The following is a 15,165-nucleotide window of genomic DNA, read 5'->3' as shown; positions in this document are numbered from 1 at the left end:
TAATCCAAAGATCCCGGCCATGGCCGCCACCATATACAGATCCATCATCATTTCACGGTTCCTCTCCCTCTGTTCTCTTTTTCTCGATATAGGTTTTTGACTTCCGGTTTAGCGTATCATGTCTCCCATTAGTTCAGGATTAGGGTTTGGTTGAGAGAATTAAGATCGCATTAAGATTGGCCCTTAACGTCGTCGTCCTCCTCTTCTGCCCTGCCTGCTCTCTGCAAATCAATGTGCTCGAATACCTTTTTCAATACATAGAGCACCACAATCATGAAGGAGATTAGCCCGACATTGTTCCATACATCTGCCATTACAAGGACCTCTTTTCTTGTGCTGTTATAGAACTCCATTCTTAAGTTCATCTTATATAGCCGTTATCTGGCTATGAATCAGCTTAGCACTCCAGCCATTAGTTCTGGATTAGGGTTTACGGCGGCGGATTAAGATTACATTTAAATTTGGCGGGGAGGTGCTACGGGCTGCTTGAAAAAGAGGGAAACCACAAATAGCCATGCTCAGATTGAGCATGGCTGTTATATTAAAAATATAAGAATTTATATGCTTCACACCATAAATTATCCTTCTATTTCTCGCTGAAACGTCCCCGTCCTTATAAAAGGACTGCTAAGCTGTTTCTACTTGTATGACTGTCTATATAATCGGTCAGATCCCCTTGCTGTCCTCGCCCACCTGGAGCATCCGGTACCCAACACCAATATGCGTCTGAATATACTTCGGCTGCGAGGGAGCGGCTTCGATTTTTTTGCGCAGGGTTGCCATGAAGACACGCAAGGCCGGAACATCGTAGGTATGACTGCCCCAGATCTCATGCAGGATATAATTATGAGTTAGTACCTTGCCTACATTTCTGGCCAGCAGGCATAGCAGCTTGTATTCAATCGGTGTCAGATGGATTTCCTCCTCGTCCAGCCACGTGCAGCCTGCCGCATAATCAATCTTCAAGCTTCCATTGGTAAAAATCGACGCGTCCTTTAGCAGCTTCTCGCTGTCATAACGGATTCGCCGCAGGCTCACCCGCAACCTGGCCAACAGCTCCTCCACGCTGAAGGGTTTGGTCAGATAATCATCGGCTCCGGCGTCCAGCGCATCGATTTTGTCGCGGTCTTCGCTGCGTGCGCTGACCACGATGATGGGAATATTGGACCATTCCCGCACTTTTCTAATAATTTCCACGCCGTCCATGTCAGGAAGTCCCAGGTCGAGAATCATAATATCCGGCTGGCTGGACACGGCCTCCAGAATGGAAGCTTCACCGGTTTCCGCCGTGTGATATTTATAGCCCTGTGTCTCCAGGGTTGTGGTAATCAGCTTCCGGATAGGCCTGTCATCCTCCACGACAAGAATCAAGGGTTTATTCATGAACCGTCACCTCCTCAGCCTGCAGGGTGAAGCGAAACACTGTCCCCTGCGGATCATTATTCTGCACTTCAAGCTCACCACCATGCGCATGCACAATCGACTTGCAGAGCGACAGCCCTAGACCTAAACCACGCCTGCCATCCCCTCGAAGATTGTTGGCCGTATAGAACATATCAAACAGCTTCGACTTGGCCTCCTCGGAGATACCTGGGCCATCGTCGGAGATTTCTACAACCACCATCTGCTGGTCGCGTCTTGCCGCGATCGTAATATGCGAACCGGTCTGTGTATATTTAATCGCGTTGTCCACGATGTTGATCAGAACCTGCACCATCAGGCGGGAATCCATGCGGGCCATGAGCAACTCCTCTTCCACTACCGTTATAATCGTATGATCCTTGCTGTTTCGATTCACGTGCAGCAGTGCCTCGGCAATGACCTCCTCCAGCAGCTCTCCCTGCAGCTGCAGCTGCACTGCCCCATTGTCCATCCGGGTAATGGACAGCAGATTCTCTACCAGATTGATCAGCCACATCGAGTCGTCATAAATATCGGTGTATAACTCCTGCTTCTGCTGCTCACCCAGTACCTTGGAGTTCCCGATCAGAATGCCTGCATGGCCGGAAATACTGGTAAGGGGGGTGCGCAGGTCGTGGGAGATTGCCCGCAGCAGATTGGTGCGCAGCTGCTCCTGCTGGATCTGCAGAGAGATTTCCTTCTGTTTCGCGTTCAGCAGCTCTTTCTCCAGCGCCAGCGCACATTCCCCCAGCATGGCAATCATCAGACTCTGCTCAAAGGCGTCCAGCGGGTTACCCTGCTCCATAACAATGGCCGCAACGGCAAATACCGTGTCCCTCCCACGAACAGCATGGTACAGGCCGCTGGCCCCTGAGAAAGTGTCTGTAGTAGCTCCGGCACGTTTGTTGTTCTTATAGACCCAGTCCGCAACCTCACGTTCGTACCCGGCGGTATAGGCCTGCGGTTCAACAACTGCCCCCTGCCTGGAGAAGATCAGCGGTGCTGACAACGAGGATTGCTGTGCGGCATAGAAAATAACTGTCCGGTCCAGCAGCTTGACCATTTGCTGTGCCGTTTCATTGATGATCGCGGGGATATCCTGGGCCTGCTGCAATTTACGGCTCGTTTCCAGCAGCACCTCTGTACGGTAGGCTTTTTGCGCGGATTGGCGAGCCTGCTCCTTCACCCGCATCGTAAGTGTGCTGGTAATGAAAGAAGCCGTCAGCATAACCAGAAAAGTCACCGGGTAACCCGATCCATAGGCTTGCAGAGAGAAATAAGGCTCCGTGAAGAAATAATTGAACACAAGCACACTTAATAAGGACGTGACGGCACTGTACAGCCTGCCCTTGGTGAGCATCGCGTTCAACAGAACGCCCAAAATATACACCGTGATAATATTCGCTTCCCTAAAGCCAAGAAAATAAAACCAAAGTCCGATCAAAGTACAACCCGTCAAGATCCCTAAGGTAATCGCTGTGTCGGCCAGCGAGAGCTTCTGGGGATTCGTATACGCGGGAGTCCTCTTGAAGCGGGAAGATCCGGTGTCGGGAATGATATAAATATCCATATTTGGCGCGGAAGCGGTCAGCTTATCGACCAGATTGGTTGGGCTTAGCCACCTCCTCTTGTGATGGGAACGTCCCATGACAATCTTGGATACCCGGCTGGTTGCAGCGTATTCGGCAATCTGGGCCGGAATATCCTCGCCATATACGGTGGCCAGCTGTGCGCCGAGCTGCTCTGCCAGTTTCAGGTTGTCCCTCAGCACCGATTTATCCGCAGGGGTTAACCGTGCTGTTTGCGGAGTTTCCACAAATAGTGCTGTAAACGTGCCGTGGAAGGCCTCGGCCATCCTTGCCGCAGCACGAATTACCTGTTGGTTGGAGGGGGCGGAGGACAAGCAGACCAGGATATGGTCTTTCGTATAGAAGCTTGTATCCATCACTTGCCCGCTGATGTGGGCCGCAATCCGCTTCAGCTGATCTGCTGTATAACGCAGCGCGATTTCACGCAAGGCTATGAGGGTGGGGCGGTCTTTCGGGTCAGGGGAATCAACGTCGACTAATTCCACCTGATCCGCACGCTCGAATACGCTGTCAGGAATCCGTTCCTGCACAGGAATGCCCGTAATCGAAGCAATCTTATCTGCAAGGCTCTCAATATGGGCAATATGAACGGTGGTATATACGTGGATGCCTGCCCGGAGCAGCTCTTCGATATCCTTATATCTTGTTCTGTGACGGCTTCCGGCAACATTGGTATGGGCTAACCCATCCAGCAGGATCAGGTCCGGCTTGCTGCGGATGGCCTGGTCCAGGTCGAATATCAGGCTATCGAAATCCTTGGGAGAGAGCAGCTGCGGCGCTAAATATTCCATCCGTTCCAGCATCGCTCTAATCTTAGGGTGCTCTGAATGTTCAATTGTTCCGGCAAGGATAGCAACCCCGCTTCTATGCTCCTCTTGGGCAGCCTTCAGCATCGCCAGGGTTCTGCCCACCCCTTCCGTATAGCCGAGGAAAATCCTAAGCTTGCCCCTTTTCTTATCTGCCATCCGAATCCTGCTTTCTGTGTAAACATCTTAATTCGCTTGTAGCGTCAGTATAGCATGAGCAAAATCAGCATAGCATTACAACTTTGACCGCAGCATTAAGATCGCATTAAGATTACCGCTGTCCGGGCATAATAAGAAGAAACGGCTTCGCCGTCCTCTGCAAGAGACGGCATCCGTTTCTGCGAAAAATAGAAGGATAAATAATAGTGTAGAACATATAATTTCTTATATTTCAAGAATAAACGCTCCAGTCTAAGACTGGAGCGTTAAGGTGAGAAATAGGGTGCGTTCCCCATGCCCTAGATAATTCTCTCGGCTTGCTTACGTTCATGGGCTGCGGTCTGCGAAGAGTACGGTTTGTATAGGTTTAACAGATCATCTAATTTCTTGGATTGCTCGACCACTTTGGGGTGGGTCAGAAATCCATATTTTTGCTGGACCTGGTATAGTCTCTTTCTGGCAGTTTCGACACGATCCAAAGTTACACCTTGATTGATTGGCATGGTACAACCTCCTTGTGTCATATTTTAGTATAAAAGGACAAAAAATAGCTTCTGGCAAGATTGCGGGTATGCTATTTTTTTCACAGAAAAACGCCCCCGGATTTGGGGGCGTTTGGTTTAGAGTGAAGATAGATGGCTAGAACTCAGCCTTCGCCATGGTGTCCAAGAGCTTGATAAACAATATCTGAAGGTGGCACTTGTATTTCATTTTGATCTGGACCGATCAGTGGTGTGCCAATGACTACTACCAGCAAAAAACTAGTGACCCACAATAGAGCGAGTTTCTTCTTCATAAGTTACCCTCTCTTCTAGTAAATTGTGATATTGCACTTCGGTAAGATTGAATATTCGAGTTGTTCAAAGAGTTTATATTAATGTAAAGAGGTATGGTTCAACTCAACCTCCGCCATGGTGCCCCATAGGTTGATAAACTGAACCTGAAGGTGGCACTTGTATTTCATTTTGATCTGGACCGATCAGTGGTGTGCCAATGACTACTACCAGCAAAAAACTAGTGACCCACAATAGAGCGAGTTTCTTCTTCATAAGTTCCCCTCTCTTCTACTAAATTGTGATACTGTGACTTGAATTCATCTGGAGCAACTTTACGATAACATTCGAATAATTTCATATTTCTTAGTAAAATGCTTTCATTATTAATTATAGTACATTTTTCCATTCCGTCCATTAGAAATTCAAAACCTCTTGTATAGTTTTTCTTGGATAAATAATAGTGAGCTAATTCAAATAGCAAACCAACGATTTGATCGGATGTGTCTTGTTGATTATAAACTTCGTTTCCATCCTGCTTATGAATATGTAATATTTCATTATTAAAAGTATCAATAATTGAATCGACATTCACATCATATTGATTGGCAACAATCATGATATTCCACAGTGCTGGAAAGATTTCTGTATTCTTCGTTCGAATAAAGTTAATATAATCGGGTAGCAATTCAATTTCGCCTGCCATCAGCTTGGTGAGATAGTTATTAGCTTCCGCCCATTCCTTAAACAGACTCTTCCAATGCAACGTATCTGTATCAGTTTCGTTTACCCAGTCTAAACAAGCATAATCTTTGATGTGCTGAAGTGACAAATTATAGTTTCTTCGTTCATAATGAACACTGGCAATCAACAAGCTACTATATGCAACATAAAAAAATAGCGGTCTTAATGGCTTATTAAGGTTAGCTTGATCTGCACGACTGACCATAGAATACTGAATTCTGGCCAGATTACCCATCTCTTCGGCAACCTTCATTACTTGATCCCAGCGCCGCAAAGCTCGATAAGCATTGGCGAGGTCCTTCAGCCCATCCAATTGTTCGATATCATCGAGCCGTCTGACAAATGGTTCAAATTGAATCGCAGCCTGTAAATTCTGCTCCTGATTCTCCCCAAGCTTAAGCTTAAACAACCGGTATTGGCAGAGCGCCAGCCGTTCCGAATGCTGGAACCGTTCCCCTTCTGCTACACTCTCATAGAGCAGCATTGCAGCATCTTGATGGCCCCGGGATAACAATTCCTCTGCCACATTAAACAACATGGGAGCATACATCAATTTCTCCATAATATGCTGCACCACACGGCCGATTTGCTGCAGCTTGTCCATCTCAGCACAGCGATAGAGCAGTGGTTCGATTCTCCGCCAATCCGGCGCGCGATCAATGATGAAATTGTCTATGTATAGATCGTAGAAAAAGCCTTCCCGAAGTCCCATTCCCCGAGTGATCTGATCGAGCTGCTGCACCGCAATCGGTCGATATCTGTTCCGTAAATTGCTGAGTGTTCGAGGATGGACACCCGACCGCTCCGCGAATAATGCCAACGTTAAATTCTCATTCTTCAAGTAATCTTCCAATTCAGCTAGAATCGTAGGTGTATGCTTCAAGTCATTACCACCTCTCACTCTAAAATTCCAAAATAAGTATTCTATGATTGTATTATCTACTAATATATACCAATGGTCAATAACCTATAGCAAGATTGCACAATTATTCACGAACGCCCCTTCTTCCCTGCAGCCCCATCTCCAGTGCCGCAAGTACCAATCCAATCAGCCAGGGAATGATATAGTAGAACAATCTGTAAATTACAAGCACTGCCATCGCTTTATCGGTGCTGATGCCCAGCTGTGTAAGGCCCAACAAGGCAATCAGGTCGAACGCACCGATGCCGCCGGGGGCCATGCTCAGAATGCCGGCAATCGCGGCAATGGTAAAGATGCTGAAGATCGCCACAAAGTGTACACCATCCAGCAGATGGCTGGCGATGATCCAGAATGTGATCCCGGCAAAAGCCCATTCCAGCAAGGATGTGCTAAGCGAAGCTGCAACGGTTCCCCACGGGGTTCTGCCCCGGCCGCTGTTCATCCATCTGGCGTATAAGGCCGAACGCTGCACGAGGATGAAGAACGGCAGATAAATGGCTGTTCCCCATACCGCAAACACCAGCCAGTGATGCTCCTGCAGCAGTTCTTTTGCCGGCAAAAGCCCGCAAATATTGGCCCAGGACAAGATAGACAGACCTGTAATCATCAACGGGGAGAGAAACACAATCGCCGGCGTCAGGACCGAGATCGGCACTCCGCTTTTTCTGTAGAGCATGGTACGCAGGCCTACACCGGCCAACCCGGCGAAGCCGATCAGATTATTGAACGTATTGGCAATCCAGGCGTAACGGAACGTACTCCATAGACTTATTTTTAGGCGAAAATGGGCCCGGATCAGATAATCATAGGTACTCATCACAGCCACCGCCAGAAGCGCCATCCCCAGCATTTGCATCACGGCAGAACCCGGCACCTGCTGCAGTTCATGCACAATCGTTCCCAAATGGATCTGGCTCAGCTCATGTTGCCCTTCCCAGCACACTAATGCTATGACAGCCAGCGGAACCAGCAGTTTAACAGCCCGGACCCGGGATAAGGATAAGATCATTCTTACAATTCTGAATCGTTTCAAGGTTTGTATCTTTCGATCCATGATGTCCACCTGCCTTCAGCTAAGTTAGACTGCCGGACAAGTGGAAATCCCTGCAAAAGTGGCAAAAAAATATCGAACAAGCAAAAAAGAGGACATCCCCGTGGCAAGGAGCTTCCTCTTTTGTACTTGATTCTTTATCCTTCTATTTCTCGCAGAAACGGATGCCTGAAAGCGATACGTAGTATCGCTGCTTCGGAAGCATACGCTTTTGCAGAGGACGGCGAAGCCGTTTCTACTTGTTATACGCGAATATCGAATCTACCCTGGCTGTCCGTTGTGGCCGTTGCGATTTCTTGCGGGCTTGCTGCTGCCATCGTGTCGGTGCTCACGGGTTTGGCGGGCGCTTGAGCGGCTGATGCTGAGGCGCTGCTCTGTGAATTCCGGGAGAGCTGTGCTTCAATTTGTTTAATCTGCAGCTCTATATTCCTGGTCTTAGTTTCCTTGGTCTTCTCATCGGCTGAGCTGGAGCTAATCGACTGCAATTCTGCTTCAAGCTTCGTTTTTTGCTTCTCCAGCAGGCTGGTATCGGACGCGCTGCTTGTTGCAGAGGATACACTGGAAACCGAATTGGAGCTGCTTAGTGCGGATACGTTCATGGTTGTCCCTCCTTTCTGTATCATCAATTATAATCGTGTTGCAGGTTCAGAACGTTAAGCCCCGCTGAAAGTTTGCTGAAAGTTAATAGGATTAATAGTTAACTATGTATTTGTGGGTAGAGCAACATTCTAAAAGTCACGTTTTGTAATCGGAATAACCGCTTCCTGTATTGGTTACACTGGCGGCATGAACAACTCTATCATTCAGGATATCACCCGCAGTCCGCTGCGCCGCTCGCTGTTTCATTTCACCCGCACTCGCAATCTCCAGGCCATCTGCGCTCTGGATGCGTTGTATGCGGCGGATGTTATTGCCCCACAGTATGCCGGGGGGATACACCGGGAGGAACTGCAATTAGCTGAATATGAAGGTAAGAAGATCCTGCTCAATGCCCATCTCCGAATCAAGCCTGAACTTATGGACCCGGATACCTCAGTTCAGGAGTTCCACGCTTGTCTGGACCGGCATGTCTTCCTATGGCTGACAGAACGTGATTGCCTGACTATGGCGGCTATGTACGCCCGGCGCGAGCCGGAGGAGACTTTTGCCATCCTCCAATTCGCTGCCTATGAGCTGATGCAGGAGCATTATGAAGCGGTTCGGCTGTCCAAATACGATTCAGGCAGCTCGCCGCGTTATCCCCACCGTGTCGCCTACCACAAATCCTGCCGGATGCTACTTCCGCTCAGCCAGTTCAAGCACAGACTAGAGAGCCTTGTCCCTGTTAAAGCTTCGGAGATCAAGGAGGTGCTTATTGAGCATAGACTGGCTCCCATCAGTAGGTATCTGCAGACGTTATACTGCTCTGACCCGGAGCGGGTTCCTGAAGCGTGGAGGACTATAGCCCGCCCTATGACGGAGCTTCGGCGTTACCGTGATAAATTAGTTGCGATACTGCATCTAATTGGCGATTTTTATCTGTTTTGGAGGAAATAAGTGCGAAAACGCACCTAATTTCGGATTTTGAGCGTAATAAGCTTGCTCAACTTGAATTTAGTTGCAGATTTGCACTTATTCTCCTGATAATGGGTGTTTCGGGTGAAATTAGTTGCAGTTTCGCATCTATTTGCTCCAAACGATCCCATACAACTTTCCTACTCCTCACCCAGACTTACAAACTAACCGAGAGTTCAGCTAATACACCCAGAACGCCGAGGCACGAAGAACAATGGTACCTCAACCCAAACAACCGCATGATCCCTCAGGACCATGTGGTTGTTTTTAGGATAAAGTATAAGAACAGCTTACTTCCCTTGCTCCAGTGTAACACCCGATAATTCTTCAGCCAGCTCTACAACCGTACGTTCAGCGGACTGCTTCAGGGTCTGGTCAAAAAAAGCCAGGCTGAGCCGGTTTATCTCCTCCTGAATCCGCTCCGCTGCTGCCCCTTTAGGTGGAAGCAGTGGTGAGAACAGGTAGAAGTCCGTGAAGCTCATGTGATCAGTGTTCGCCAGTACCAGCGAATAGCCGCCTCCGGCGATGGCATGCTCGCGGCGCTGTGCTGACTCCTGCCAGAATTGCTCAAACGAGTCACGGGTTCTGCCCGAGACGCGGACCGCCTCATCCAGCGTGGTGTCAAAAGCAGCCTTGTCAATGCTCTGCTCCCCGTTCATCTGCAGATAAGGCTTGCCAAGCCCCTGCTCGGGAATGTCTGGCCCGTACAGGGTGCCATCCATGTTCAGCGCAGCCTTGATGCGGCTGTCCTGCATCAGCATCTGCGCAGCGGTCGCGCCGCCGAAGGAATGACCGTACATGCCTATCTGCTCCAGATCCAGCCTGGAGGCCACATCCTCGGCCGGTTTGCCAGACGCAGCCAGACGCTCCAGCTTATCGAGCACAAATGAGGCATCCTCTACCCAGATCTTCATCGTTGCTTCATACGCGGCGAACCCGGAATCTTCCGGTAGCTGCAGCTTGGCCGTCTCGCCACCAGGGTACACTACTGCGGCTGCGCCGTATGCATGGTCGATCCCGGCAACGATATAACCCTGGCTGGCCAGCTCCTCGGCCTGGAAGGTGTTCTGGTTGCGGAAGCCCGTTAATCCATGCGAGAACAGCAGCACCGGATACTTCTTCTCGGCTGAGGACACCTTGGCGTCCCGGTAAGCATGGGTTTCAATCTCGCTCAGCTGGCTGAACATCACCCGCGGCATGTTCAGCGAATCCTGCAGACCCTGGGCAATTTCCTCCAAGTGTTCAATGTAAGGAGCAGACTTGTCCCTGCCATCTCCTTCAAGCTCTGCCGGATACCAGAGCTGCACCATCAGCTGACGGTTGTCAGCGGGATCCGCAGTATAGGTCTCTGACCGGTTCTCATCCACCCAGTAATACGTACTGGTTCCTACCGCATAAGGCCCGGAAGGTGCAGCGAACGAGAACACAGGCAGTAGTATTGGCAATGCAGTTGCAACACCAAGATAGAACATGAACAGCACCATATTCATTATTATTCTTAGACGCGATCGGTGCTGCCCTATGTATCGCTCAGAACCCCTGCTCTTCATTACAATTACACGGACAATCAGCAGCAGGGCTACTGCATAAGCAGGAATCATCTGCCATCTGTACCCTTCCATCCACACTTGAATTACCGACATGATGACCGCGATCAAAGCGGCAATCAGGCTCAATCTTACCTGCATTCGGCTGCGCAGCGGAAGAATCAGCAGTCCCCCCAGCATGGCAAAGCTCAGCACCAGCAGTACCCATTCCATAACTCTCATTTGTCCTATCGACCTGCCCTTTCTGGATGTGAATACGAAAGATCATCAATATTCACTCTAGCAGGAAGTGCTGCAAGGATCAAACTTATGACACTCATCGGCTACTGGTGGGCCATGCGTACAGGCTATCCGTAAGGGCAATTCCATGTAACTATCAACTCGTTAAAGAAGCCTGGTCTGTCTATAAACATTCCAGCTAACCGTCCAGTGGCCAATGGCAAGCAGTACCGTGGATACGCCCAGCCAGATGCAGTTGCCCCAGAGTGCTGCACAACCAAACGCCAGAACAGGGAACACGGCCAGAGGGATCGGAATGAATCCAACAGGCTTCCACAGTGAGGCGAATTCCCGGCCAGCCCTCAGATACCTGAGCCACAATCCGTAATAACATAGGATGCAGACGATCATCAAGATCATATATAGATTCACCTGCTGTATATCAAAGAAATCCTTCGAGATCATCATGAACAGGAGACAGGTCATCTGGCCGATTTTCTCCAGAACACGGTAAACAGGCGCGGTCTCCCGGATAGCTTGCGGCACGTTCACAGGCGGGAATTTCAGAAAAAAAACAAGACTGGGGAGAAGGATCAACAATGCGATAATTGTTCCCGTAATAGAGAATCCCATGATTGGCTTTGGCCTCCAGATGTGCATTAGTAATTAAATCACGGCATCCAATTCCTCTTCGCCTGTCACCTGTGGCTTCAGGACTTCTACCATGACCCGCGTTGGCAGGCAGATAATCTGCTGGTAGGGCTTCGAAATGAAGCCCATATCTAGCGCGATACTTTGCGGGGCATCTGAATAGATCATTTGGATGCCATAGTCATAGACCTTCAGAATGTTATGTCCGTATTCGGTCTGGATGTCTATCATCCGCTCTTTCTTGGTCAATTGTACGGTTTCATACTCTTTGCCGTTTACGGTAATGATGGCAGTCAGCTGTCCTTGCTCGTAGACTGCGTTTCCGCCGCGAATCCACTTCAGGCTGTGAATTCCTCCTGCAAGCAGCAGCACAAACACAATAATAAGAAGATCGCCCTTCTTCAGCTTGCCCATCGCTTATTCCCCTTGCGCCATGAGCGCGGGAACTGAAGGGTTATACTCTTGCATAGAGCTGCTGAGGTGATTGCGATCCAGAGCGGCTTGCCCGATAATGGCTTTGCGTTTGGCCTTCAGGACAATTTGTTCGATATCCGCGAAGCTGCAGCCGTCCAATATACTGCTGGCCTCTTCGGCAATACCTTGCTGATGCTCGAAATCACCAATAAGCATCCCAATGTAATTGTAACGTTCCGCGCAGTCCGGTAGGCGATACGTCATCTTGGTGTCAAATCTGCGCCAGATCGCCTGATCCAGCTCATCCTGCAGATTGGTGGCGGCCATAAATACGCTGCTGTCTCCGAATTCATCCAGGCACTGCAGCAGTGTATTCACTGCCCGGGCCATTTCCTTTACTTCATCCCCGCTTTCGCGGGTCCGCGCAATGGCATCGAATTCATCCAGGAACAACACGCAGGGTGACGCCTTGGCATAGTCGAATATTTTGCGCAGATTACTGCCGGTTTCTCCCAGATGACTATGGATGATGGCATCCAGCCGGACAAGCACAAGCGGCAGCTCCAGGCGTTTCGCCATATAATAGGCCGTAAGTGTCTTTCCTGTGCCCGGAGGACCATACATTACTATTTTGTTGGGGATAGGAACCCCTTTCTGCTCAAAGGTCTCCCGCATGCCCAGAATGGTAATGAATTCTTCAACAATCTGTCGGTTGTCCTGAGGCAGTAACATATGTTTGACTTTGCTGCTGCATTCCTTAGCGGAATAGAATGTAGCCATATCGATCCCTTTTGCTCGCGGGAGGCGTTGGCTGGAACTAGGTTTACTCATCTGAAAAAGCTCCTCTAATCGTAATATTTACGATTATACACCGAATTCACAATGAGTCAAACCCTAAGCCGGTTTATCCTTCCAGAACCTCAATCATCAGACTCTTGTACAGCTCCTGCTGCTCTGCTGTGGTATGGTCACGCATGGATTCAAATAAAGCGGTGGATTGCCGGAATCCAATATCATCTCTTACCTTCACACTAAATACCAGACCTTGCAGCAGAACATTCACTGCAGTCAGATGATCTCCTTGAACCGCATAATATTTGGATAACAAATGGATGTATTTTATGTAGTAGCGAATATTTCGTTGGGTTGTGTAGGTTTCGGATCGGGTGGATACAAGTTCTTCAAACTCTGCCAGTATCCAGTCTGCGGAATAATGATGGTTCATTGAGGATTGGAGAATATGAAGCAGTCCAGGGAGCAGCTCATTGGGATTATCCCGCAAGAAGCTGACGTATTTCTCAAGCACCTCTACTTTACCTTCAATAATATCTATTACGTAGGCATTGACTACTGACAAGCGGCGATATAATTCAATGTCTTTCCAGCTCTCCTCATCCAGCCCTTCCAGACCGCTTAGATCGGCATATTTCTGTATGCAGGCCCTGGATTCACTGAACTCCCCTTTCCGCTGATGTGCGATTCCTTTGAGACACATGCTGTAGCCAAAATAATAAACTACACTCCTCTCCAGGCCGTAAGTACGTACTTGTATCCCAGCAGCGCGGTCCTCCTGGTTGGCCGTATAAATACGGTTGATGCTCTGGTGTAGTTTATCTGCAATCTGCAAGATAGTGTCCCAGCTTTCTGATGCAAAAGATAGTTTTAGCATCTCAACCAGCGTATCCGGCTGGATGCCCTTCAAGTTAAGCTCCACTATCATCTTCCTCCCCAATCCATAATATCCCAACTGTAATCTTTTTTATAATATTGGTCAATTAAGATTTCTAGATTGGGTATTGGCCGGTGCATGCGGCTCTAGAACCGTGATATAGAACAGCGATTCTCCCGCCGTGGGAAGAACCGCTGATTGTTCATTTACAGCATGGAGCGAAGCCGGACAAATTCCTTCCTCACCATTAAGATGGTCCACACCGTAATGACCAGATCAATACCAAGCGATCCCCAGTACACACCGGATACGCCTATTAGGCCAGGCAGGATCAGCATAACCGGTACATAAAAGACTAGCTGCCTGGCGATTCCAATCAGGGCTGCCGGTTTGCCTTTGTTAATGGAAGGGAAGAACGTCATGGCCATAAAGATCAGCGACAGCAAAGGCAGCAAGGCCATATTGATTCTGAAATACAGCGATTCAGTTCCCGACAGAGCCTGATCTGGCAGCATGAAACCAAGAATCAGCTGCGGATCGATCATCGCGAACAGCCAGAATGGCAGCGTTAGCAGCATGGACGCCACCGAGAAAATGTAATAACTGCGAATGACACGTCTGTATTGCCCAGCTCCAAAATTGATGCCGATTACTGGTTGCAGCGCACGCATCAAGCCAAAGATCGGTGTCAGCAGGAAGGTGAAGATTCGAAACACTACTCCGTAAAAAGCGATGTCGGATAAGGTTCCATACTTGGACAAGGTGTTGAACACGACTACGGCTTGAACCAAATTCATAAAGTTCATGATGAAGGAGGAGAAGCCCAGACCAAGGATTGATTTGAGCGTCGCTGCATCCCGGTAGAGAGCGAACGTTGTGGTTCTGAACGAAGAGAAGCCTTTGCCGAAGTAAATCCAGCCCAGCAGCGTATATACAAACATGCCGATATTGGTTGCCCAGGCAGCTCCCTCTACGCCATAGTCCAATACAGCGACAAGCAGATAGTTGGCTGCAATATCCGCCGCGAGTCCGATGCCCATTACTACAGCGGCCGATTTCATTTTACCTTCAGCCCGGACAATCATGTTGGCTGCCAGTCCATATATCCAGAAGAATGCTCCCCAGACTGTAATTCGGAAATAGCTGTTGCCGAGGGTCAGGGTCTCCGCTTCACCGCCCATAATCTCAATCCACTGTCTGGAGAATAACAATCCCAAGAGCATGTACACCGCAGTTATCAGTATTGTTAAAAAATTGACATTGCCCATCAGCCGTTTCTGGGTAACTTCATCCCGGCGTCCGATCGCAATACTTAGAGCGGCACCGGCACCGACTCCGATCAATGAGCCCAGACCCAGACTGATCTGTGTCAGTGGGTAGGCTATGGAAACCCCGGCCAAGGCTGTTTCCCCGACATAACGTCCTACAAAAACAGCAGCGATGACGGCATTTAATCCATATAAAACCATAGCAATAATTGCCGGCCATGACAGCTGGAACATCACCTTCCATAGATTCTCGTTCAGAATGAGAACTTTTTGTTTGTCCTTGCCGTTAGCATTGGGTTGAGCTGTTGTCATAATAAGCCCTCACTTTCCTGTAATTGAATGGATTACAAGTTACAGTCTAAGAGAAATGAAGGGCTCGCTCTACCACTAAGCGGATC

Annotated in this window: 15 protein-coding genes; 1 reads left to right on the top strand and 14 read right to left on the bottom strand. The window is 49.0% G+C overall.

The genetic code is table 11. The features are described from left to right. Positions 1–170: 170 nt before the first annotated feature. The 8 genes from B9T62_RS38990 to B9T62_RS12145 all read right to left on the bottom strand — a co-directional run bounded on the left by B9T62_RS38990 (position 171) and on the right by B9T62_RS12145 (position 8,044). A complete protein-coding gene (locus B9T62_RS38990) occupies positions 171–314 on the bottom strand; it encodes a hypothetical protein (protein ID WP_169834374.1) in 144 nt (47 codons plus the stop codon). A gap of 352 nt (positions 315–666) precedes the next feature. Next, on the bottom strand, positions 667–1,383 hold the full coding sequence (locus B9T62_RS12170) for a response regulator (protein WP_087915497.1): 717 nt from the start codon (positions 1,381–1,383) through the stop codon (positions 667–669). Then, a complete protein-coding gene (locus B9T62_RS12165; RefSeq protein ID WP_087915496.1) occupies positions 1,376–3,955 on the bottom strand; it encodes a sensor histidine kinase in 2,580 nt (859 codons plus the stop codon). The genes B9T62_RS12170 and B9T62_RS12165 overlap by 8 nt, the downstream gene beginning before the upstream one ends. 299 nt (positions 3,956–4,254) lie before the next feature. Further along, positions 4,255–4,458, bottom strand: a complete 204-nt coding sequence (locus B9T62_RS12160; protein WP_087915495.1) for an aspartyl-phosphate phosphatase Spo0E family protein — start codon at positions 4,456–4,458, stop codon at positions 4,255–4,257. Positions 4,459–4,601: 143 nt separating this feature from the next. Next, positions 4,602–4,751, bottom strand: coding sequence for a hypothetical protein (locus B9T62_RS38985; protein ID WP_157685584.1), 150 nt, complete (start codon positions 4,749–4,751; stop codon positions 4,602–4,604). 218 nt (positions 4,752–4,969) lie between these two features. Then, complete coding sequence (locus B9T62_RS12155; protein ID WP_087915494.1) at positions 4,970–6,355, bottom strand: helix-turn-helix domain-containing protein; 1,386 nt, start codon at positions 6,353–6,355, stop codon at positions 4,970–4,972. A gap of 103 nt (positions 6,356–6,458) precedes the next feature. Then, positions 6,459–7,448, bottom strand: a complete 990-nt coding sequence (locus B9T62_RS12150; RefSeq protein ID WP_087915493.1) for a flippase-like domain-containing protein — start codon at positions 7,446–7,448, stop codon at positions 6,459–6,461. Between the two features lie 239 nt (positions 7,449–7,687). After that, the gene (locus tag B9T62_RS12145; RefSeq protein WP_087915492.1) at positions 7,688–8,044 is read right to left on the bottom strand and encodes a FlxA-like family protein; all 357 of its coding nucleotides are present in this window, start codon (positions 8,042–8,044) and stop codon (positions 7,688–7,690) included. A gap of 187 nt (positions 8,045–8,231) precedes the next feature. Between B9T62_RS12145 and B9T62_RS12140 the strand changes: the two genes are divergently transcribed. After that, on the top strand, positions 8,232–8,981 hold the full coding sequence (locus B9T62_RS12140; protein WP_087915491.1) for a DUF7002 family protein: 750 nt from the start codon (positions 8,232–8,234) through the stop codon (positions 8,979–8,981). A 308-nt stretch (positions 8,982–9,289) separates the two neighbouring features. Here B9T62_RS12140 and B9T62_RS12135 read toward each other — a convergent pair whose 3' ends face one another. The 6 genes from B9T62_RS12135 to B9T62_RS12110 all read right to left on the bottom strand — a co-directional run bounded on the left by B9T62_RS12135 (position 9,290) and on the right by B9T62_RS12110 (position 15,079). After that, the gene (locus B9T62_RS12135; RefSeq protein ID WP_087915490.1) at positions 9,290–10,768 is read right to left on the bottom strand and encodes an alpha/beta hydrolase family protein; all 1,479 of its coding nucleotides are present in this window, start codon (positions 10,766–10,768) and stop codon (positions 9,290–9,292) included. Positions 10,769–10,930: 162 nt separating this feature from the next. Beyond that, on the bottom strand, positions 10,931–11,398 hold the full coding sequence (locus B9T62_RS12130) for a hypothetical protein (protein WP_087915489.1): 468 nt from the start codon (positions 11,396–11,398) through the stop codon (positions 10,931–10,933). Between the two features lie 33 nt (positions 11,399–11,431). Then, the gene (locus B9T62_RS12125) at positions 11,432–11,830 is read right to left on the bottom strand and encodes a NusG domain II-containing protein (RefSeq protein WP_087915488.1); all 399 of its coding nucleotides are present in this window, start codon (positions 11,828–11,830) and stop codon (positions 11,432–11,434) included. Positions 11,831–11,833: 3 nt separating this feature from the next. Beyond that, on the bottom strand, positions 11,834–12,661 hold the full coding sequence (locus B9T62_RS12120) for an AAA family ATPase (protein WP_087915487.1): 828 nt from the start codon (positions 12,659–12,661) through the stop codon (positions 11,834–11,836). A gap of 73 nt (positions 12,662–12,734) precedes the next feature. Next, on the bottom strand, positions 12,735–13,544 hold the full coding sequence (locus tag B9T62_RS12115) for a PI-PLC domain-containing protein (protein WP_087915486.1): 810 nt from the start codon (positions 13,542–13,544) through the stop codon (positions 12,735–12,737). 161 nt (positions 13,545–13,705) lie between these two features. After that, positions 13,706–15,079: an MATE family efflux transporter gene (locus B9T62_RS12110; protein WP_087915485.1), complete on the bottom strand. Its 1,374-nt coding sequence runs from the start codon at positions 15,077–15,079 to the stop codon at positions 13,706–13,708. Between the last annotated feature and the right edge of the window lie 86 nt (positions 15,080–15,165).

Source organism: Paenibacillus donghaensis (assembly GCF_002192415.1).
In the GTDB taxonomy this organism is placed as follows: domain Bacteria; phylum Bacillota; class Bacilli; order Paenibacillales; family Paenibacillaceae; genus Paenibacillus_AQ; species Paenibacillus_AQ donghaensis.
Note: the sequence above shows the minus strand (reverse complement) of the source record. Positions and strands in the feature narration are given on the sequence as shown.